This is a genomic window from Dyella thailandensis (assembly GCF_050749815.1).
GTDB lineage: Bacteria > Pseudomonadota > Gammaproteobacteria > Xanthomonadales > Rhodanobacteraceae > Dyella_A.
In genome coordinates this window covers 521,911-540,994 of sequence record NZ_CP192735.1, presented here as the reverse complement: position 1 = coordinate 540,994, position 19,084 = coordinate 521,911, and the positions used below count along the sequence as shown (strand labels likewise).

The following is a 19,084-nucleotide window of genomic DNA, read 5'->3' as shown; positions in this document are numbered from 1 at the left end:
GGCACCAGAGCGAAAAACGTCGCCCGCGAGCGGGCTCCTACGTCGTCATGGAGTGGTCGGGATGGCGGTGAGCTCGTCGACGCCGATCGCCCGGTTGATGTTCTGCAGCGCCTGGGTCGCCGCGCCCTTGAGCAGGTTGTCCAGCGTGGCCACCACCACCACGCGCTTGCCGTCGGCGGAGACCGCGAAGCCGCCGATGTCGACGTGATGCTTGCCGGCAACCGCGCTCACCCACGGCGCCTCGTCCACCACGTGGATCAGCGGCTCGGCGTCGTAGGCGTGGTAGAAGCGCTGCATCACCTCCTCGCGAGTCATCTTGCGCGCGAGGTAGAGGTTGGTGGTGACGGTGAGGCCGCGGAAGTGCGGCGCCACGTGCGGCATGAACTCCACCGGCACGCCGAGGTGGCGACTGGCTTCCTTCTCATGAGTGTGGCCGGTGAGTGAATACGGCATCAGGTTGTCGCGCAGCTTCTCGGGATTGTTCTTGTCCGAGGGCGTGGTGCCGGCGCCGGAATAGCCCGACACGCCGAAGCACACCGGCGGCGCGGCCAGCAGGTCTTTCAGCGGCGCGATCGAGAGCTGGATGGCGGTGGCGTAACAGCCGGGGTTGCTGATCTTCTTCTCGCCGCGCCATTTCTCACGCGTGAGCTCGGGCAATCCGTAGTACCACGTGCTGTCGAAGCGGTAGTCGGCGGACAGATCGAGGATCAGCGTGTCGGGTCTGGCCTTGTCGATCGCCTCGACATAGGGCGCCGCATTGCCGTTGGGCAGGGCCAGCACCACCACGTCGGCGCCCTGCGCGGCCACCGCGTCGGCATCGAGGCTGGCGTAGCGCAGCTCGCCGGCGTAGCCCTCCACGTGGTCGGCCACGCGCTGGCCGTCCAGTTCGCGCGAGGAAACGAAGGCCAGTTCCAGCGCCGGATGCGCGGCGACCAGGCGGATCAGCTCCGCGCCGGTGTGGCCGCGTGCGCCGACGATACCGAGGGTTTTGCATGCAGAAGTCATGTCGTGGCTCGTGGGATCAGTCGACCAGCGTGGGCTTGCGGGTGGCGCAGTGGGCAACGCAGCGTTCGATGGTGTCGAACCCGTCCAGCCCGTACCAGAACACCTTCCAGCGCGCCTGCTTGAAGCAGCCGTCGGACTCGGCGTAATAGAACGGGTTGACCGGATTGCCGTGGCGCGAGCGCCAGAACAGCTGCGGATGCTGCTCGCGCATCACCTGCCATACCGCACGGCCGAGACCTTCGCCCTGCGCCTCGTCGAGCACGGCGAACTTGTCGAGGTAGGGCAAGCCTTCGTCCATGGTGAGGATCATCGCCGCGCGGTAGTTCTCGCTCACGTAGATGCGGTACGGCACGGTGCGTTCGAAATAGTCCGATACCAGCTTGCGGCCGAAGCTCGACTCGATCAGCTCGCGCAGCCGCGCCTGGTCCACGCCCTCCCAGCTGTCGAAGGTGAGCACCTTCTCGCCGCGGCGGACCAGTGTGCCGGACCCCTTGTGGGTGAACAGCTCCTTGGCCAGCTCCGAGGGCCGGGTGATCGACACCGAGGACGACAGCGGAAGCTTGTCCAGCAGGTCGGCGATCTGCTCGATCTTCACCCGCATGCCGCCGTTGATCCACGGCTGCTCCATCAGGTGGTCGAACTCGGTGGACAGGTTGATCGAGTCGATCAGCTTGCCCTGGTCGTCGAGCAGGCCGCCGGTACCGGTGAGGAACACGATCTTGTACGGCTGCAGCACGCGTACCAGTTCGTTGGCGGCGAAGTCGGCGTTGATGTTGAGGAACTGGCCCTCGTCGGTCTCGCCCAGGCTGGCGATCACCGGGATGGAGCCCGCGCGCAGGCTGGCCTCGATCGGCGCCAGGTTGATGCTGTCGACCTTGCCGACCATGCCGTAGGTGTCGCGGTCCAGGAAGCTGGCCATGAACACGCCCGAGGGCACCGAGGTGGCGCGGGTGTCCATCGACTGCAGCGCCTCGACCAGCTTCAGGTTCTGCTGCTGGAACACGCGGCGCACGATGCCGAGCGCTTTCGGGCTGGTCACGCGCAGGCCATTGACCGTCTGTTTCTCGATGCCGGCGGCGGCGAGCTCCTCGTCCAGCTGCGGGCCGGCGCCGTGCAGCACGATCGGCGTCAGGCCGACCTGCTGCAGGAAGGTCAGCGACGAGGTGAGGTCGTTGAGCTCGTCGCGCAGCACCGCGCCACCCACCTTCACCACCGCGAAACGGCTGGCGTCGAGCTGGGAAAAGCGCTTGAGGTACTGCTGGATCTCCTTCGCGCTGCCCATGGCCGAGAGCAGGCGAACGATAGTCTTGCGGGTGTGGGAACCGGTGGTCATGGCGTCAGTCGTTGGATGGCTTGGGATCGCCGCGTGTCACGCGTTGCCGCGTGCGACGAGGCGATGAATGGTGTCGGCGTAATGCTGCAGCTGGTCGAGCGCCACCCACTCGTCGGCGGTGTGTGCCTGGGCGATGTCGCCGGGGCCGTAGACGAAGGCGGTGTAGCCGGCGGCGGAGAACAGCGCCGCCTCGGTCCAGAAGTCCACGGCGTTGCCGACCGGGATCTCCAGCTCGTCGGCGAGGTCGCGCGCGGCCAGCCGGCGCGCCTCGGCGCTGGCGGTGTCGCCGGCCGGCAACGAGTCGCCGCGGAAGGTCTCGGTGAACTCGGCGGGCGCCGGCTCGACCAGGGTGCGCAGGGTCTCCAGCATGCGCTCCGGATCCATCGTCGGCAGCGGCCGGAAGCCGAAGCGCACCTCGGTGGTCGGCGCGATCATGTTGGCCTTGATGCCGCCCTCGATGCGGCCGATGTTGAAGCGCAGCCCGGTCAGGCCGCCGAAGCGCTCATGCGACTGCGCCGCGGCGAAATCCAGCGCCGCGGCGCCCCAGCGCACCGCCTGGTGCAGCGCGCTGTCGCTGGGCTTCTGCTTGCCCGAGGCGTGGCCGGCCTGGCCGGCAAAGCGCATCAGCACCGAGTGGATGCCGCGATGGGCCAGCACCGCTTCGCCCCGGGTCGGCTCGGCGACGATCACCGCGTCGTAGGCATAGCCCCTCCCCCCCCGGGAGAGGGGTTGGGGTGAGGGTTCGGTGTCACCGGTGATGCTCGCTTCGCCCGCACCCTCACCCCGACCCTCTCCCACAGGAAGATGGGGAAAGGCCTTGAGGAAGCCGGCGATGCAGCGCGCGTCGTTGGCCTCCTCGTCGGTGGAGAACAGCATCGCCATCGGGCCATCGGTGATCTGGGCCACCGCAATCAAGGCCGCCGCGGCGCCTTTGATATCGCAGGCGCCCAGGCCAATCGCGCGATCGGCGGTGACGCGCAGCACGTGCGGATCGGCGCTCCAGTGCGGCGAGTCGGGCACCGTGTCCAGGTGCACGTTGAACAGCCGCTTCGGCGCACCACGCACGGCATGCAGGGTGACCGCACCGGCACCGTAGTCGGTCACCGTCACGTCGAAACCCGGCAGCTGCGAGCGGAGGTAGTCGAAGATCCCGCCGGTGCCGATTTCGCGCGGCGGATTGCGCGTGTCGAAACCGACCAGCGCCTTGAGGTGTTCCAAGGTGGATTGCAGAAGAGGAGTCATGGCCTGCCTGGCGTTGGTGTGTAGACGTCCGGATCGAGCTTTTCCATCAAGGACTGCGGCCGCGCCGGCGCGGTGAAGCCGAAGCCGGCATACAGCGCGTGCGCATCGAGGGTCGCCAGGCTGAACCGGCGCAGCCCCTGCAACTGCGGGTGCGCCATCACCGCCGCCATCAGGGTCTTGGCATGACCTAGCCCGCGATGCTCCGGCAGCACGAACACGTCGGCGAGGTAGCCGAAGGTGGCGCCATCAGTGACCACCCGCGCGAACGCGACCTGGCGCCCGTCGAGGTAGCCGCCGAAGCACAGCGAGCCCTCGATGGCACGCTCCACCGTCTCGCGCGGGATGCCGCGGCTCCAATAGGCCTGCTCGGCGAGGAAGGCGTGGATCATGTCCCGATCCAGCGCCTCCCGTGACGTATCGATGCGCAGCGTGCCGTCCATGTGTCAGCGGTTGACCTCGGCCCACAGCGTCGAGCTCATGCCGAACAGCTTGATGAAGCCCTCGGCCTCTTCCACGCCCCAGTCCGCCGACTGCGCGTAGGTGGCGCCCTTGGCATTGAGAATGTGCGGCGAGCGGATCTCCACCGCGGTCACCATGGCGCCAGTCGTCTCCAACACCACTTCGCCATTGACCTGCGACTGGCTCGAGGCGAGGAAGGCTTCCAGATCCGTCTTGACCGGATCGTGGAAGAAGCCCTCGTAGACCACCTCGACCCACTTGCGCGCCACTTCCGGCTTGAAGCGGTTCTGCTGCTTGGTCAGCACCGCCTCCTCCAGTGCGCGGTGGGCGGCGAGCAGCGAGATCAGGCCCGGGGCTTCGTACACGATGCGGCCCTTCAAGCCGATGGTGGTGTCGCCGGTGTACATGCCGCGGCCCACGCCATACGGCGCGAACAGCGCGTTGAGCTTGGCCAGGATCTGCGCACCCGGCAGCTTCTCGCCGTTGAGCGACACCGCCTCGCCCTTTTCGAAGCCCAGCGTGACGGTCAGCTTTTCGGACGGCCATTCGGCGCGCGGCTTGCACCAGCCGCGGGCGCCCTCGCCCGGCGCCTTCCAGTGGTCGATCTCGCCGCCGGACAGGGTCACGCCCAGCAGGTTCTCGTTGATGGTGTAGCTCTTCTGCTTGGCGCGCACGTCGAAGCCGCGCTCTTCCAGGTAGGCCTGCTCGTAGGCCCGGGTCTGGGTGTGCTCCTTCTGGATCTCGCGGATCGGGGCCACGATCTGGTAGTCGCCCAGCGCCTTCACCGCCAGGTCGAAACGCACCTGGTCGTTGCCCATGCCGGTGCAGCCGTGGGCGATCGCCCGGGTACCCAGCTCCTTCGCGCGCGCGATCGCGGCATCGACGATCAGATAGCGGTCGGAGACCAGCAGCGGATACTGGCCCTGGTAGCCCTCGCCGGCCCACACGAACGGCTTGACGAAGCCGTTCCAGATCGCCGGGCCACCGTCCACGGTGACGTGGCTGGCCACGCCGAGCTCCTTCGCGCGCGCCTCGATGTAGGCGCGCTCTTCGGCATCCACGCCGCCGGTGTCGGCGAACACCGTATGCACGGCCCAGCCGCGCTCGATCAGGTACGGGACGCAGAAGCTGGTGTCGAGGCCGCCGGAGAAGGCGAGGACGATGTCTTTGCTCATGGCTTGCAGATCCTGGAAAGAAAAGGTTTAGACAGGAGAAGCGACGACGATGCGCGGCTCGCAGCGCACCGGAAAATTCACGGAGTTGGCGATGAAGCAGGCGTGGTGGGCCGCCTCGTGCGCGGCCTCGGCCTTGGCCGTGTCGCTGGCGGCGGTGATGACGACAACGGGACGCAGCAACACTTCGGTGAAGTGGCCGCCGTCGCCCTCGGTCACCATCGTGCCCTCGGCGTTGTCGCGGTAGTCGGTGACGACCACGCCGGCCACCGTCGCCATGTGCAGGTAGGACAGCATGTGGCAGGTGGACAGCGCGGCCACCAGCATGTCCTCCGGGTTGTGCCGGGTGGCGTCGCCGCGGAAGGTGGGGTCGGACGATCCGGCCAGATCCGGCTTGCCCGGCACGCGGATCACGTGGTTGCGGCTGTAGTTGCGGTAGCCGTCGGTGCCGGTGCCGCGGTTGCCGGTCCAGATCACGTCGACGCGATAACGGTGCGGGCGGTTCATGCGCGGCCCTCCTCCTGTTCTTGCATCAATGCAGCGAGTGCCAGGTCGTCGCCCTGCCCGCGTCGGGTCAGGCCGCCGATCACGCCGGCGCGGTTGGCATCCGGATGGTTCTGGCTGAGCTTGAACTTGCCCTCGATGCGCTCGATCGCGATCTCGATGCCGGCGATGGCGCCGAGCAGCTTTTCCACGTGATCGGGCGGTGCATCGGCGACCTTCCACGGCGCCGGCTCGCTCGCTTCGAAACGATCGGTGAGCGCATCGAGCAGGCCGCGCAGCCAGCCAGCGTCGCGGACCACGCGCAGGCGTCCATGCACGTGCGCCACGGCGTAGTTCCAGGTCGGCACCTCGCGGCCACCGTTGGCGTGCTTGCTCGGGTACCAGTTCGGGCTCACGTAGCCCTGCGGGCCGTGGAACACCGCCACCACGGCGGCGCCGTCCATCGCGGCCAGCTCGTTGCCGGCGGCGACGTGACCGCGCAGCACATCGCCCTGCCGCACGAACGGAAGGTGGTTCACCGCCATGCCAGCGGCTGCGTTCACCACCAGCGTGGCGAACGGATGCGCATCGATCAGCCCGTAAAGGGCGTGCTCGCGCGTCTCGACGAAATGCCTGGGCTGATACATGCCGGCGCGACTCAGCCCTGCCCGATCAGCGAGGCCATCACCGCCTTCTGCACGTGCAGGCGGTTCTCGGCCTCGTCGATGGCGATGCAGTACGGCGCATCCATTACCGCGTCGGTGGCCTTGACGTTGCGGCGCAGCGGCAGGCAGTGGCTGAACAGGCCATGGTCGGTCAGCGCCATCTTCGCCTCGTCGACGATGAAGTGCTTGTTGGCCTCGCGGATCGGCTTCTCCTGCTCCCAGCGGCCGAAGTACGGCAGCGCGCCCCAGCTCTTGGCGTACACCACGTGCGCGCCGGAATAGGCCTCCTCGATGTCGTGACTGACCTTCAGCGAGCCGCCGTTGGCCTTCGCGTTCTCCTGGCCGGCCTGCATGTAGCGCTCGTCCAGCACGTAGTCAGGCGTGGGACACAGCAGGGTCACGTCCATGCCCATCTTGGTGGCGATCAGCAGCGCGGAGTTGGCCACTGCGGTGTTGAGCGGCTTGGGGTGGTAGGTCCAGGTCAGCACGTACTTCTTCTTCGTGAGATCCCCGAGGTGCTCGCGCATGGCCAGCGCGTGTGCCAGTTCCTGGCAGGGATGGGTGATCGTCTCCATGTTGATCACCGGCACGGTGGCGTACTGGGCGAACGCCTTGATGACCTTGTCCTGGCGATCCACCTGCCAGTCCTGGAACTTCGGAAAGGCGCGCACCGCGATCAGGTCCACGTAGCGGCTGAGCACGCGCGCCACCTCGGCAATGTGCTCCTCGGTGTCACCGTCCATCACGCTACCCACCTCGAACTCGATCGGCCACGCATCCTTGCCGGGCGCCAGCACGATGGCGTGGCCACCGAGGTGAAACGCACCCAGCTCGAAGCTGGTGCGGGTGCGCATCGAGGGGTTGAAGAACAGCAGCGCCACCGACTTGCCGGCCAACTGCTGGCCGCGCGGCGAACGCTTGAACGCGGCGGCGTGTTCCAGCAGCGCGTCGATCTCGGCGCGGCTGTAGTCCTGGGTGGTGAGGAAATGCCGAAGGGTCATGGTGGAATCGCTCTTGATGAATAGTCCGGCCAAGGGTGGCCGGTCTCGCCGTTCGCGGACGGATCCGCGTGAAGTAAACCGAAAACGAAAAAACCCGGCACGAGGGCCGGGTTTTTCAGTCGTTGCACTTGGAACAGCAGCGCGCGACAGCCTACCCGGCCGAATGTCGGACCAGCGGTCGGCGCGCACGCGACGTCATGCCAGCAGCCATGCGGGCGCTGGTAAGAACGTTGGCGGTATAGACGGCTGTAGACATGGACGGCTCGGGCGGGTGAAGCATCATCATGGCGGCAATTTCGCTGCCGTGCAACAAAATTTGCTGGACAGCCTCATGGCGGCACTGGAAACGAGACCGCCGCCCTGAGGCGGCGGTCGGGAACCACGATTGTCAGGCGGCTCAGTCGGCCGGTTCGACGCTCACGCGCACGCGCAGGCGCTCGCCCGGGTCGTAGTTCAGCCGGGACATGAACACCTCACCGCGATAGCGGTATTCCACGTCGTAGCTGGTGATACGGCGCTGTTCGCTGACCCGGCTCACTTCGCGGCAGCGGGTTTCGCTGCTTTCGTATTCGCGACCGCTACCGGCCGCGCGATGACCGATGGCACCACCGGCCACGGCACCTGCCACGGTGGCCGCCTTGCGGCCGTCGCCCTTGCCTACCGTGTTGCCCAGCACGCCGCCCACGATGGCGCCGAGCACGGTGCCGGCGGTGGAATTGCCGCCCTCGCGACGCACCACCGGCTGGTCATAGCACTCCTGCTGCGGCGCCTCGGTGCGCACGACCGCATAGTTCGGGTCGACCCGCAGCACGTCCGCCCAGCCGTAGTGGCTGTTGTCGTCACCGGCAGGGCCCGGCGGAGGCCCGTAACGGTCCTGCGCATGGACGGCACCGGCGAGCAAGCTCAGCGCCAGTGCGGAAAACAACATCTTGGTCATTGCGGACTCCAGCTCGGGAGAAGTAGCCGGCCCCCTGTTGGGCCGTGATGCATTCGAGCAAATTCACTCTGAATCCACGCTTAGAACGGCCCGTTCCGACACGGCGGCTTAGCCCTTGTTAAGATGCCCGGCCGTGTTTTTGCCCGCTGTTGCGGGCGCCCGCCGCCGTGGATGTCCCGCCGATGTCGATCTCGCTCTACAACAGCCTCAGCCGTCGCACCGAGACGTTCACGCCGCTGAACCCCGAGCGCGTCACGGTCTACCTGTGCGGCCCCACCGTGTACAGCTACGTGCACATCGGCAATGCGCGCGGGCCGGTGGTGTTCGACGTGCTGGTACGGCTGCTGCGCCGGCATTACCCGAACGTGGTGTACGCCCGCAACATTACCGACGTGGACGACAAGATCAACGCCGCCGCGCTCGAGCAGGGCGTGCCGATCAGCACCATTACCGACCGCTTCGCCGCCGCCTACCGTGAGGACATGGCCACCCTCGGCATCGCCCCGCCGGACATCGAGCCGCACGCCACCGCGCACATCGGCGAGATCACCGCGATGATCGAGACGCTCATCGCCGGCGGCCACGCCTACGCCGCCGAGGGGCACGTGCTGTTCGACGTGGCCTCCTACGCCGCCTACGGCGCGTTGTCCGGGCGCGATACCGAGGAAATGATCGCCGGCGCCCGCGTCGAGGTGGCTCCGTACAAGAAGAACCCGGCGGACTTCGTGCTGTGGAAACCGTCCCAGCCGGAGCTGCCCGGCTGGGACAGCCCCTGGGGTCGCGGCCGCCCGGGCTGGCACATCGAATGCTCGGCGATGAGCGCGGCGCATCTGGGCGAGACCATCGACATCCACGCCGGTGGCGTCGACCTGCAGTTCCCGCATCACGAGAACGAGATCGCCCAGTCCACCTGCGCCCACGGCGGCAAGACGTTCGCCCGCTGGTGGATGCACAACGGCATGCTCACCTTCGACGGACGCAAGATGTCCAAGTCGCTGGGCAACGTGCTGCACGTTCACCAGTTGCTGCAGCAGCACCCGCCCGAGGCGCTGCGCCTGCTGCTGCTGCGTGGCCACTACCGCCAGCCGCTGGACTGGTCGGACGCGGCGATCGCCCAGTCGATCAGTACGCTGGACGGCTGGTATCGCGTGCTGCGCGACCTGGCCGACGTTTCGCTACCGGACGGAGCCCTGCCGGTGCCATCGGGCATCGAGGCGGCGCTGTGCGACGACCTCAACACGCCGCAGGCGCTGGCCGAACTGTCGATGCTCGCCGATGCCGCACGGCAGTCCGGCACGCCCGAAGCCAAGGCCGCCCTGCTCGGCGGCGGCGCTCTGCTCGGCCTGCTGCAGCAGGATCCGGAAGCCTGGTTCCAGCGCGGCAGCGACGGCGTCGATGGCGCACGCGTGGAGGCGCTGCTGGAAGAGCGCCGCGCCGCCCGTGCGGCAAAGGATTTCGCCCGCGCCGACGCGATCCGTGCCGAACTCACGGCGATGGGCGTGGTGATCGAGGATGGTGCACAGGGCACGCGCTGGAGCGTTGCCAAGGCGTGATTTTTGTAGGAGCGCACCCTGTGCGCGAACGCTCTGATGCAGATTCCGGCGAAAGGCTGTCGCGCATAGAACCTGCCCTCGACCCGATCGGGGGGGTGGCCCCTACAACCGAGCAACCAGATCGCTTCCAGCGGGCGTGAGCGCGATAATGCGCGGATGACCGACACCACCGCCACCGCCCACGACGCCCAGCAGCAGATCGCCGAGGAGTTCGCCTTCTTCAGCGACTGGACCGAGCGTTACCAGTACCTGATCGACCTCGGCAAACAGCTGCCGCCCTTCCCCGAAGAAGCCAAGACTGAGGCCAACCGCGTGCACGGCTGCCAGTCGATGGTGTGGCTGCTGCCCGGCGGCGACGCCACGAACATGCATTTCGAGGCCGCCAGCGATTCGGCCATCGTTTCGGGCCTGATTGCCCTGGTGCTGCGCGTGTATTCGGATCGGCCGGCCGCGGAGATCGTGGCGACGGAGCCGGAGTTCATCCAGGCCATCGGCCTGGCCAAGCACCTCTCGCCCACCCGCTCCAACGGACTGGCCGCGATGCTGGCAAAGATCAAGCAGCACGCCACCGCACTCGCCTGACCCACTCCCCCGTAGGAGCCCGCTCGCGGGCGATGCTCTTGGCTTTGATGGCGATTCAAAGCGAAAGGCATCGCCCGCGAGCGGGCTCCTACAGGGTGGCGAGGAGGTCGGGCACGGGCTGGTTGGCCGCGCGTCGCTCGGAATAGCGATCCACCAATTGCGCCGCGTGCGGCCGCAGCAGCACGGTGAAGCGCACCAGCTCCTCCATCACGTCGACGATGCGGTCGTAGTAGGCCGAGGGCTTCATCCGCCCGGCCTCGTCGAACTCCTGCCACGCCTTGGCCACGCTGGACTGGTTGGGGATGGTGAACATGCGCATCCAGCGCCCCAGCAGGCGGAGCGTGTTCACGGCATTGAACGACTGTGAGCCGCCGGACACCTGCATCACCGCCAGCGTGCGGCCTTGGGTCGGGCGCACGGCGCCGATCGACAGCGGCAGGTGGTCGATCTGCGCCTTCATCACGCCGGTGATCTGGCCATGCCGCTCGGGACTGCACCACACCTGCCCTTCAGACCACAGCGAGAGCTCGCGCAGTTCGCGCACGGCCGGGTGGTCGTCGGCGCCGGGCTGGTCGGGCCACGGCAGGTCGGACGGATCGAAGATGCGCGTCTCGGCACCGAAGAACCGCAGCAGCCGCGCCGCCTCTTCCACCGCCAGGCGCGAATACGAGCGCTCGCGCAGCGAGCCGTACAGCAGCAGGATTCGCGGCGGCGGCTGGTCCGCGCCCAGCCCCAGCGCGGGGCGACGATGCGCGAATTCCGGATGCAGCGCGGGCAGCAGATCGAGATCGGTCAAGCTGCGCAGCCGGCTCACGCTTGCGTCTCCGCCGTCACCGGAAAACGCGACTGCATCGCCCGCGCCGCTTGCACCAGCGCCAACAGCACCGGCACCTCCACCAGCGGACCGATCACCGCGGCAAACGCCACCTTCGACGCCAGCCCGAACGCGGCGATCGCCACCGCAATCGCTAGCTCGAAGTTGTTGCCGGCGGCGGTGAACGCCACCGCCGTGGTGCGCGGGTAGTTGGCACCGACGAAGCGCGCCATCGCGAAGCTCACCGCGAACATCACCACGAAGTACACCACCAGCGGCAGCGCCACGCGCAGCACGTCGCCAGGCAGCGCAAGCAGCTCGCCGCCCTTGAGGCTGAACATCGCGACGATGGTGAACAGCAGCGCTACCAGCGTGATCGGGCCGATCCGCGGCAGGAAGCGCCCGGCGTACCAGGCCTCACCCTTGGCGCGGATCAGCACGCGCCGACCCAGCCAGCCCGCGGCGAACGGGATGCCGAGATACACCAGCACCGCGCCCGCGATGGTGGAAAGCGCGACCGGCACGACCTGCCCCGCGAGCCCGAACACCGGCGGCAGCACGCTCAGGAAGAACCACGCATACGCGCCGAAGGTGAGCAACTGGAAGATCGCATTGAACGCCACCAGCCCGGCCACGTACTGGTTGTCGCCGCCGGCCAGCTGGTTCCACACCAGCACCATCGCGATGCAGCGCGCCAGGCCGATCAGGATCAGCCCGGTCATGTATTCGGGCTGGTCGCGCAGGAAGATCACCGCCAGCGCGAACATCAGCAGCGGCCCGATCACCCAGTTCTGCAGCAGCGACAGCCACAGCAACCGGCGGTCGGCGAACACCCGGTGCAGCTCCTCGTAGCGCACCTTGGCCAGCGGCGGATACATCATCAGCACCAGCCCGATCGCGATCGGGATGTTGGTGCTGCCCACACTCAGGCGGTCGAGCGCCGACGGCAGCTGCGGGAACAGCGAACCGAGCAGCACGCCCAGCGCCATCGCGGCGAAGATCCAGACGGTGAGGTAGCGATCGAGAAACGAGAGGCGAAGGCGCGGCGTGGCGGCGGTCATCGGTGAATCCGTAGAGAGTGAAAAGCAATCAGCCGACGCGACGGCCCTGCGCATCCAGCACCGCCTCACCGTCCTCCTTGACGAAGGCCCCGCGCGGACGCACCGGCAGCAGGTCGAGCACGCGCTCGGACGGCCGGCACAGCGCCACGCCCAGCGGCGAGACCACCAGCGGACGATTGATCAGGATCGGATGGGCGACCATCGCATCGAGCAGCGCGTCGTCCGACAGCGCGGCATCGCCCAGCCCCAACTCGGCGTACGGCGTACCCTTCTCGCGGATCAGCGCGCGCAGCGGCTCGCCGGAGCGCGCGGCCAGCTGCGCCAACAGCGCGCGGCTGGGCGGCGTCTTCAGGTACTCGATGACGTGCGGCTCGAACCCGCAGTGGCGGATCAGCGCCAGCGTGTTGCGCGAGGTGCCGCAGGCGGGGTTGTGGTAGATCACCACGTCGAAGGCATCGGTGGTCGGGCTCATCGGGGATCCTTGCAGTCGGTGCTGCAGGCCAGCTCGGCCAGCAGCGGTTGGCACAGTTCGGGATGCGCGCTGCAGCAGTCGCGCGCGAGGTACACCATCAGCGCGCGCAGGGCATCCAGTCGGGCGCGATAGACGATCGAGCGGCCCTGCCGCTCGCCCTCGACCAGGCCGGCGCGCGCCAGCACGGTGAGGTGCGCGGAGAGGGTGTTCTGCGGGACGTCCAGCGCCGCGGCCACGTCGCCGGCCGGCAGACCGTGCGGCTCATGGCTCACCAGCAGACGGAATACCGCCAGCCGGGTCGACTGGGCCAGCGCGGCGAGCGTATCGAGAGCGGTCAATTCATCCATATTTCTAGAATCATGGATATTTAAGCCGGACGCAAGCGCCGAAACGACGAAGCCCCGCCGGAGCGGGGCTTCGTGACGACGCCGGAGTGACGGCGGATCAGTCGCCCATCTGCTTCTGCAGGTGCTCGCGGCGCTCCTGCGCATCGAGCGAGAGCGTGGCGATCGGGCGGGCGTCGAGACGATCGACGCCGATCTCCTCGTCGGTCTCTTCGCAGTAGCCGTAGCGGCCTTCCTCGATCCGGCGCAGCGCCTTGTCGATCTTGGAGATCAGCTTGCGGTAGCGGTCGCGGGTACGCAGTTCGAGCGAGTTCTCGGTCTCGCGCGTGGCGCGCTCGGCTTCATCGCCGACATCGCGAACCTCGTCACGCAGGTTCTCCATCGTCTGGCGCGACTCCTCCACGAGCTGGTCACGCCAGTCGCGAAGCTTGTTGCGGAAGTACGCCAGCTGCCGCGGGCTCATGTACTCCTCGTCGGCGGAGGGGCGATAGCCCTTGGGCAGTTCGATCGTGGTGGTCGCCGGGAGCGCGTAGCGCCCGTCTTCCTTCGTCACGCCATTGTCGGAAATTGCAGCAGCTTTATTCATTGAGGACGACTGGGACTTCTGTTTCTTGGGAGGAGTATGGCTGGCGGTGGCCGTCGCTACGCGCGGTGTGGCCAGCGCCACGGCACTGGCCACCTTGCCCTTCACAGGCGTGGCCGGTGCCGGCGCGGGGCTCACCGCGACCGGCTTGACCGCCGCTGCGGGCTTGGCTGGAGCCGGCGCAGGCTTCGGCGCAGGTTTCGCCGCCGCCTTTTTCACCGGTGCCGGCTTGGCCGGTGCAGCTTTCTTGGCAACCGCCTTCACCGGCGCCTTTTTCACGGCAACCGGCTTGGCAACTTTCTTGGCCGGCGCCTTCTTGGCGACGACCGGCTTCTTCGCCGCGACCTTCTTGGCTGCCGGCTTCTTCGCTGGCGCGCTTTTGGCAACGGGCTTTTTCGCCGCCGCCTTCTTCACGGCCGGCTTCTTGCTCGGCGCTGCTTTCGCCGGCGCCTTCTTGGCGACCTTCTTGGCAGCAGCCTTCGATGCCACGGTCTTCTTCGGTGTGGACTTGGCCGCCTTGGCAGCGCCCCGCGACGCGGACACAGCGGGTTTTGCCTTCCCAGGCTTGGAGGATTTCGCCGTGGCCGCAGGCTTGTTCTTCTGCGCCTTGGCGGCGGTCGAACTACGCGTGGTTTTCGCCATTTCCCTTCACCGTTTTGGCCGTGGCGGCCGGGTGTTATAGCCCATGTGCCTTACACCAGCAAGCGCGCTTCTGGAATACTCAGGTGCACTACGAACCGCCAGCCGTCTTGGCCGCGTGAACTGTCTTGACCCGATTCCTGCTTTTTCTGCTCCGCCTGTACAAACGCTGGCTCAGCCCCCTGCTGGGGCAGCGTTGTCGCTTCTACCCCAGTTGCTCCGATTATGCACGGATTGCCGTTGCACGCTTCGGTCCGCTGCGTGGCGGTGCGCTGACCCTGTGGCGGCTTGCCCGCTGCCAGCCGCTGTGCAGCGGCGGAGAGGATCCGGTGCCCGAACGCTTTGTCTTGCGCCGTTGCGGGCATCACCCCAACACGCCCCATGCGGAGCCTCATCATGACGATTGATCGGTGGATACGGGCCGCCTGCCCTGCACGGCCGGCAAGCGCGTGTAAGGCCATGCAGTCATCGGGCGGCACGTTGCCTCGGCTGCTCGCCGTGGCGATGTGTTTGGCGCTATCGCCGGCGCGGGCGGCCGTACCGACCACGCTGCCGCGCACCGTGTCGCAAGGCCAGCTGGTGATCCTGCACCTGCCCGCGGGCAGCACCGCCCGACTCAACGGCGTGCCACTGCACGTCGGCGCAGACGGGCGCGCGGTCTTCGGCGCCGGTCGCGATGAAGCCGGCCCGCTGCGGCTCACCTTGAGCAACGGGAAACGCGCTTCGCGCACGGTGCGCATCTCCGTGACACCGCGTGACTGGCCGATCGAACGCGTCAACGGTGTGCCGCCGAAGACGGTGAACCCGCCCCCGGCGATCGCGGCGCGCATCACGCGCGAACAGGCCGCGGTAACGGCCGCACGCACACGCGACGACCCCCGCGAGGATTTCCTGCGCGGCTTCGTCTGGCCGGTGCACGGACGGATCAGCGGGCGCTTCGGCAACCAGCGCATCTACAACGGCGAGCCACGCGCGCCGCATTCGGGCATGGACATCGCGGTGCCGGTCGGCACGCCAGTGCGCGCGCCAGCCTCTGGCGTGGTGACCTTCGCCGCACCGGCGCTGTACCTCACCGGCGGCACGGTGCTGATCGATCACGGCTTCGGACTGAGCTCGAACTTCCTGCACCTGTCGGCACTGAAGGTGCACGTGGGCGAGCGGGTTCGGCAAGGACAGGTGGTCGCGCTCTCGGGCACGACCGGTCGCGCCACCGGGCCGCACCTGCACTGGGGCTTCAACTGGTTCGGCACGCGGCTCGATCCGCTGCTGCTGCCTGGCCTGCGCGACCACTGATACCGCGAATCTCTGGCGCACCCGCCTGGCGAGCCGCGAGTGGCACGGACTCATACACCCTTGCCGCAAATGGCCGCGTTATCGCCCTAGGCCGCTCGGGCCAAACGCGCCAGCGCGAGCGATAAGCCGGATCAGGCGCAGTCGCCGCTGCCGAAGCCCCCGGGCACGCCCTTGCTGGCGTAGGCCACGGCGTCGTGCGGGTGCAGGCTCTCCTGATGCTCCAGCCGCACGTGGAAGTCGGCGATCGTGGCGTCGGCATCCAGCGCGCGCTGGATGCGTCGTGCGGCGTCCTCGCAGAACATCAGGTTGCCGCCGTTGGCCAGCGCGAAGGCCTGCTCGTCCTCGCGCTTCACCGCGGTCTGTACCGGCGTCCCCAGTGCCTGCTCGACGCGGTCCAGCAGACCGATCAGGTTCAGCGGCGCCTGGCTGTCGAAGCGCACCAGCAGGCGGGCCACGCTGCGCTGCGCATGCGGCGTGGCGACGATGCCCTGCTCGCTGCCGAGCCACGCCAGCACGGCGGTGCGATCCAGCGCGGCACCTTCGGCGAAATCCCTCGCGAACTGCTCCTGGATCAGCTGGCGCGAGAGCGCCGCGGAGGCCGGACAGGTGGACGAATAGACCACCTCAGTGCCCAGCTCCATGCGGAAACCATCGGCACCCAGGCTCGCTTCGATCGACACCGGGTAGGCGCGCCAGCCGCTGTTGGCGCTGCGCAGGGCCGCGCGGCGCACCAGCTGGTCGAAGCGGATGCTGATGCGTGCGCGGTCGGCCAGATCCTTGTGCGACTCCAGGAAGGCCTTCAGCAAGCCCTCGAGCATCGCCGCATCGAGCGTGCGCTTGCTCAGGTGCTCGTCCACCAGCAGGTACAGCCGCGACATATGGATGCCGCGCTTGTCCGGCCGGGTGAGGTTGACGAAGGCGCCGACCTGGGCGCTGGCACGCTGCACGTCGCCATCGCCAGCGTCAAAACGCACGGGCACTTCGATGCCGTCCATGCCGACCCAGTCCAGCGCGCCGGCCAGGTGCGGCTGCGCCTGGTGGGCGACATCGGGCATCAGGCGGGCGGTGTTCTCGTGGCTGTGCATGGGAAGTTCCTGAAGCAATCGGGCGAGGGTTTCGCGTCGAAGCGTTTATTTTGGGGCAGTGCCTGCCAGCACAACAGGCGGATGCGGGAAACGCTGCGTCCGCTGGCCGCAACCGCGATCTCAGCCCGCAGCGGCGCGGCGCCAGCGGCGTGCTGCGTTCCAGGCGGCCAGCGTGTTGCCGAAGTTGCCGCCATCCAGCCCCTGCTGCAGCGCGCGCAGGGGATCGTCCGCCCGCTGCGCCGCGCGTACGAGACGCGCATCCTGACGCGCCTCCAGCGCGCGGAACACGCCCAGCGGTCCGGGCCGTTGCGCCGCCTCACGCCACGCGGCGGCCAGATCGGCCAATTGCGCGCGAATCGCCTGGTCGCGCGCCTCGCTGCGCGTGCGCAGCGCCGAACGCGCAAGCTCGAACCGCGCCAGGCGTGCCATCGGCAGCGGCAGACGGTCGCGTTCGGCATCGTCATGCAGGCGGCGCAGTGCGTGCAGCAGATGCGCCAGCACCGCGACACGGGCGGCGCGCTCGGACGATGCCTGCGGACCAAACCACCATGCCGTCTCGAGCTCAGCCAGCGCCCCATGCAGCGGCTGGGCGGCGGCGAGTTGCGCCTGGAAATCCGCCGGCGTGCCGTCTTCCAGCTGGGCGATGGCGGCGCGTACCGGCGCCAGCCAACACTCGGCCGGCAGCGCGTGGGCGCGCTCGTCGTCGAACAGCACCTGGGTCAGTGGATGGCGGCCGCCACTGTGCGCGGCGCCGGCCAGTTCTTCCGCCCACCAGTTCAACTTCACCGCAGCGACCTGCGGCTCGCGGATCCCGTAGGCCGCGCCGAGCAGCTCCTGTTCCAACGCCGCCAGCGCAATGTGGCCGGCGTGCTCGCGCGGATCGACGAACGCCAGCGCCACGCGCTGCTGCGGCTGCACCGCCAGCCACTTGTCGACATAGCTCTGCAGCGCGCCGTGACCGGTGTCGCTCATGCCGACACCTCGGCCGGGAACCACGCGCTGAGCTCGTCCGGATGATCGATCACGCAGTCGGCCTGCCAGTCGTCCGGGTTGCCGCCGTCGAGATAGCCCCAGCGCACGGCCACGGTGTACAGGCCGGCGGCAGCGCCGGCGATCACGTCGCGCCGGTCATCGCCCACGAACACGCTGCGCGCCGGGTCGATGCCAGCGCGCTCGCAGGCGAGCCGCACCGGCGCCGGATCGGGCTTCTTCACCGGCAGGGTATCGCCGGACACTACGGCGGCCGCGCGTGCATCCCAGCCGATGCGCGCCAGCAGCGCATCGGTGAGGAAGCCCGGCTTGTTGGTGACCACGCCCCAGCGGATGCCGCGCGCCTCGAGCTGCGCGAGCAGCGCCTCGACGCCGTCGAAGGCGTGCGTGTCCTGCGCCAGCAGCGCTTCGTACAAGGCGAGATAGCGCGGCACCAGCGCCTCGATCGCGGGCTCGCCCCGATCGGAAAACGCACAACGCAGGATCGCCCGCGAGCCGCGCGACACCACTTCGCGCACCACCGCGTAATCCGGCGCGGCAACGCCCTCTTCCGCGCACTGGCGAACGAGTGCGGCGTAGAGGTCCGGTGCGCTGTCGAGCAGGGTGCCGTCCAGATCGAACAGCACGCCTTCGATGCGGGCGGGCCGCGGCTTCATGCCGGCTTGCGCGCGCACAGCACGTAGTTGACCGCGGTGAGGCGGCTCAACCAGGCCTTGCGGGTGAGCGGGTTGTAGGCCAGGCCCGAAACGTCTTCCAGCTCCAGCGCGGCGTGACGCAACAGCCGCGCCAGTTCCGATGGCTTGAGGAACTGCGCGTAGTGATGCGTGCCGCGCGGCAGCAGGCGCATCAGGTACTCCGCACCCAGAATTGCGGCGCCGAACGCCACCGGCGTGCGGTTCAAGGTGGACATGAACAGCCGGCCGCCCGGCTTGAGCATCGCCGCCAGGTCGTTGACCAGCGCCTCCGGGTCGGGCACGTGCTCGATCATCTCCATGCAGCACACCGCGTCGAAGCTGGCCGGCTCGGCCGTTGCCAGCTCGGCGGAGGACTGCACGCGGTAGTCGACCGCGAGATTCGACTCGTACAGATGCAGCTTGGCGATCTCGATCACCTTCTCACCCAGGTCGATACCGGTGACCTGGGCGCCGTCGCGCGCCAGCGCCTCGCTGAGCAGGCCACCGCCGCAGCCGACGTCGGCCACCTTCGCGCCCTGCAGCGCGACGCGCTCGGCCACATACGCCGCACGCACCGGGTTGAGGTCGTGCAGCGGGCGCGACTCGCCGTCCGGGTCCCACCAGCGGGCGGCCAGCTTGTCGAAGCGGGCAATTTCCTCGGGGCTGACGTTGGCGTGTGAGGTCTGCATGGTCGGAA

General features: G+C 68.3%; 22 protein-coding genes. 4 read left to right on the top strand and 18 right to left on the bottom strand.

What is annotated here, in order from left to right; all coding sequences use genetic code 11:
- Positions 1-45: 45 nt before the first annotated feature.
- The 9 genes from argC to ACQVBX_RS02445 all read right to left on the bottom strand — a co-directional run bounded on the left by argC (position 46) and on the right by ACQVBX_RS02445 (position 8,297).
- The gene (gene argC / locus ACQVBX_RS02485; RefSeq protein ID WP_431636325.1) at positions 46-1,005 is read right to left on the bottom strand and encodes an N-acetyl-gamma-glutamyl-phosphate reductase; all 960 of its coding nucleotides are present in this window, start codon (positions 1,003-1,005) and stop codon (positions 46-48) included.
- A gap of 16 nt (positions 1,006-1,021) precedes the next feature.
- A complete protein-coding gene (locus ACQVBX_RS02480) occupies positions 1,022-2,338 on the bottom strand; it encodes an acetylglutamate kinase (RefSeq protein WP_431636324.1) in 1,317 nt (438 codons plus the stop codon).
- 36 nt (positions 2,339-2,374) lie between these two features.
- Positions 2,375-3,580 carry an acetylornithine deacetylase gene (locus ACQVBX_RS02475; protein ID WP_431636323.1) on the bottom strand — a complete coding sequence of 402 codons (1,206 nt, stop codon included), beginning with the start codon at positions 3,578-3,580 and terminating at the stop codon, positions 2,375-2,377.
- On the bottom strand, positions 3,577-4,020 hold the full coding sequence (locus ACQVBX_RS02470) for a GNAT family N-acetyltransferase (protein WP_431636322.1): 444 nt from the start codon (positions 4,018-4,020) through the stop codon (positions 3,577-3,579). Before ACQVBX_RS02470 ends, ACQVBX_RS02475 begins: the two co-directional genes overlap by 4 nt.
- A gap of 3 nt (positions 4,021-4,023) precedes the next feature.
- Positions 4,024-5,214: an argininosuccinate synthase gene (locus tag ACQVBX_RS02465; protein ID WP_431636321.1), complete on the bottom strand. Its 1,191-nt coding sequence runs from the start codon at positions 5,212-5,214 to the stop codon at positions 4,024-4,026.
- 27 nt (positions 5,215-5,241) lie between these two features.
- Entirely contained in the window at positions 5,242-5,718 is a 477-nt protein-coding gene (locus tag ACQVBX_RS02460; RefSeq protein ID WP_431636320.1) for an OsmC family protein, read from the bottom strand.
- On the bottom strand, positions 5,715-6,341 hold the full coding sequence (locus ACQVBX_RS02455; protein WP_431636319.1) for an FMN-binding negative transcriptional regulator: 627 nt from the start codon (positions 6,339-6,341) through the stop codon (positions 5,715-5,717). The genes ACQVBX_RS02460 and ACQVBX_RS02455 overlap by 4 nt, the downstream gene beginning before the upstream one ends.
- A gap of 11 nt (positions 6,342-6,352) precedes the next feature.
- Positions 6,353-7,360: an N-acetylornithine carbamoyltransferase gene (locus ACQVBX_RS02450; RefSeq protein ID WP_431636318.1), complete on the bottom strand. Its 1,008-nt coding sequence runs from the start codon at positions 7,358-7,360 to the stop codon at positions 6,353-6,355.
- A gap of 397 nt (positions 7,361-7,757) precedes the next feature.
- A complete protein-coding gene (locus tag ACQVBX_RS02445; protein WP_431636317.1) occupies positions 7,758-8,297 on the bottom strand; it encodes a glycine zipper 2TM domain-containing protein in 540 nt (179 codons plus the stop codon).
- Positions 8,298-8,479: 182 nt separating this feature from the next.
- Here ACQVBX_RS02445 and cysS point away from each other — a divergent pair, with 182 nt between their 5' ends.
- A complete protein-coding gene (gene cysS / locus ACQVBX_RS02440; protein WP_431636316.1) occupies positions 8,480-9,850 on the top strand; it encodes a cysteine--tRNA ligase in 1,371 nt (456 codons plus the stop codon).
- A gap of 156 nt (positions 9,851-10,006) precedes the next feature.
- Positions 10,007-10,432, top strand: a complete 426-nt coding sequence (locus ACQVBX_RS02435) for a SufE family protein (RefSeq protein ID WP_431636315.1) — start codon at positions 10,007-10,009, stop codon at positions 10,430-10,432.
- Positions 10,433-10,520: 88 nt separating this feature from the next.
- Here the strand turns inward: ACQVBX_RS02435 and arsH are convergent, their stop codons facing one another.
- The 5 genes from arsH to dksA all read right to left on the bottom strand — a co-directional run bounded on the left by arsH (position 10,521) and on the right by dksA (position 14,348).
- Positions 10,521-11,201 carry an arsenical resistance protein ArsH gene (gene arsH, locus ACQVBX_RS02430; RefSeq protein ID WP_431638096.1) on the bottom strand — a complete coding sequence of 227 codons (681 nt, stop codon included), beginning with the start codon at positions 11,199-11,201 and terminating at the stop codon, positions 10,521-10,523.
- A gap of 41 nt (positions 11,202-11,242) precedes the next feature.
- Positions 11,243-12,307 (bottom strand): ACR3 family arsenite efflux transporter, encoded by a 1,065-nt coding sequence (gene arsB / locus ACQVBX_RS02425; protein ID WP_431636314.1) that lies wholly within the window; start codon positions 12,305-12,307, stop codon positions 11,243-11,245.
- Between the two features lie 28 nt (positions 12,308-12,335).
- Positions 12,336-12,779 (bottom strand): arsenate reductase (glutaredoxin), encoded by a 444-nt coding sequence (gene arsC / locus ACQVBX_RS02420; RefSeq protein WP_431636313.1) that lies wholly within the window; start codon positions 12,777-12,779, stop codon positions 12,336-12,338.
- A complete protein-coding gene (locus ACQVBX_RS02415; RefSeq protein ID WP_431636312.1) occupies positions 12,776-13,126 on the bottom strand; it encodes an ArsR/SmtB family transcription factor in 351 nt (116 codons plus the stop codon). The genes arsC and ACQVBX_RS02415 overlap by 4 nt, the downstream gene beginning before the upstream one ends.
- Before the next feature lie 97 nt (positions 13,127-13,223).
- Positions 13,224-14,348, bottom strand: a complete 1,125-nt coding sequence (dksA, locus tag ACQVBX_RS02410; RefSeq protein ID WP_431636311.1) for an RNA polymerase-binding protein DksA — start codon at positions 14,346-14,348, stop codon at positions 13,224-13,226.
- Between the two features lie 125 nt (positions 14,349-14,473).
- On the opposite strand from dksA, the gene yidD reads away from it, so the two are divergent.
- Both yidD and ACQVBX_RS02400 read left to right on the top strand, forming a co-directional pair.
- Positions 14,474-14,752, top strand: coding sequence for a membrane protein insertion efficiency factor YidD (gene yidD / locus ACQVBX_RS02405; RefSeq protein ID WP_431636310.1), 279 nt, complete (start codon positions 14,474-14,476; stop codon positions 14,750-14,752).
- Positions 14,753-14,849: 97 nt separating this feature from the next.
- Positions 14,850-15,638, top strand: a complete 789-nt coding sequence (locus tag ACQVBX_RS02400) for a M23 family metallopeptidase (protein ID WP_431638094.1) — start codon at positions 14,850-14,852, stop codon at positions 15,636-15,638.
- 131 nt (positions 15,639-15,769) lie between these two features.
- On the opposite strand, the gene folE2 is transcribed toward ACQVBX_RS02400, so the two are convergent.
- The 4 genes from folE2 to ubiG form a co-directional block, all read right to left on the bottom strand.
- Entirely contained in the window at positions 15,770-16,723 is a 954-nt protein-coding gene (folE2, locus tag ACQVBX_RS02395) for a GTP cyclohydrolase FolE2 (protein WP_431636309.1), read from the bottom strand.
- A 120-nt stretch (positions 16,724-16,843) separates the two neighbouring features.
- Complete coding sequence (locus ACQVBX_RS02390; protein ID WP_431636308.1) at positions 16,844-17,695, bottom strand: squalene/phytoene synthase family protein; 852 nt, start codon at positions 17,693-17,695, stop codon at positions 16,844-16,846.
- Positions 17,692-18,369, bottom strand: coding sequence for a phosphoglycolate phosphatase (gene gph, locus ACQVBX_RS02385; protein ID WP_431636307.1), 678 nt, complete (start codon positions 18,367-18,369; stop codon positions 17,692-17,694). Before gph ends, ACQVBX_RS02390 begins: the two co-directional genes overlap by 4 nt.
- Positions 18,366-19,076 carry a bifunctional 2-polyprenyl-6-hydroxyphenol methylase/3-demethylubiquinol 3-O-methyltransferase UbiG gene (gene ubiG / locus ACQVBX_RS02380; RefSeq protein ID WP_431636306.1) on the bottom strand — a complete coding sequence of 237 codons (711 nt, stop codon included), beginning with the start codon at positions 19,074-19,076 and terminating at the stop codon, positions 18,366-18,368. The genes gph and ubiG overlap by 4 nt, the downstream gene beginning before the upstream one ends.
- Positions 19,077-19,084: the final 8 nt, after the last annotated feature.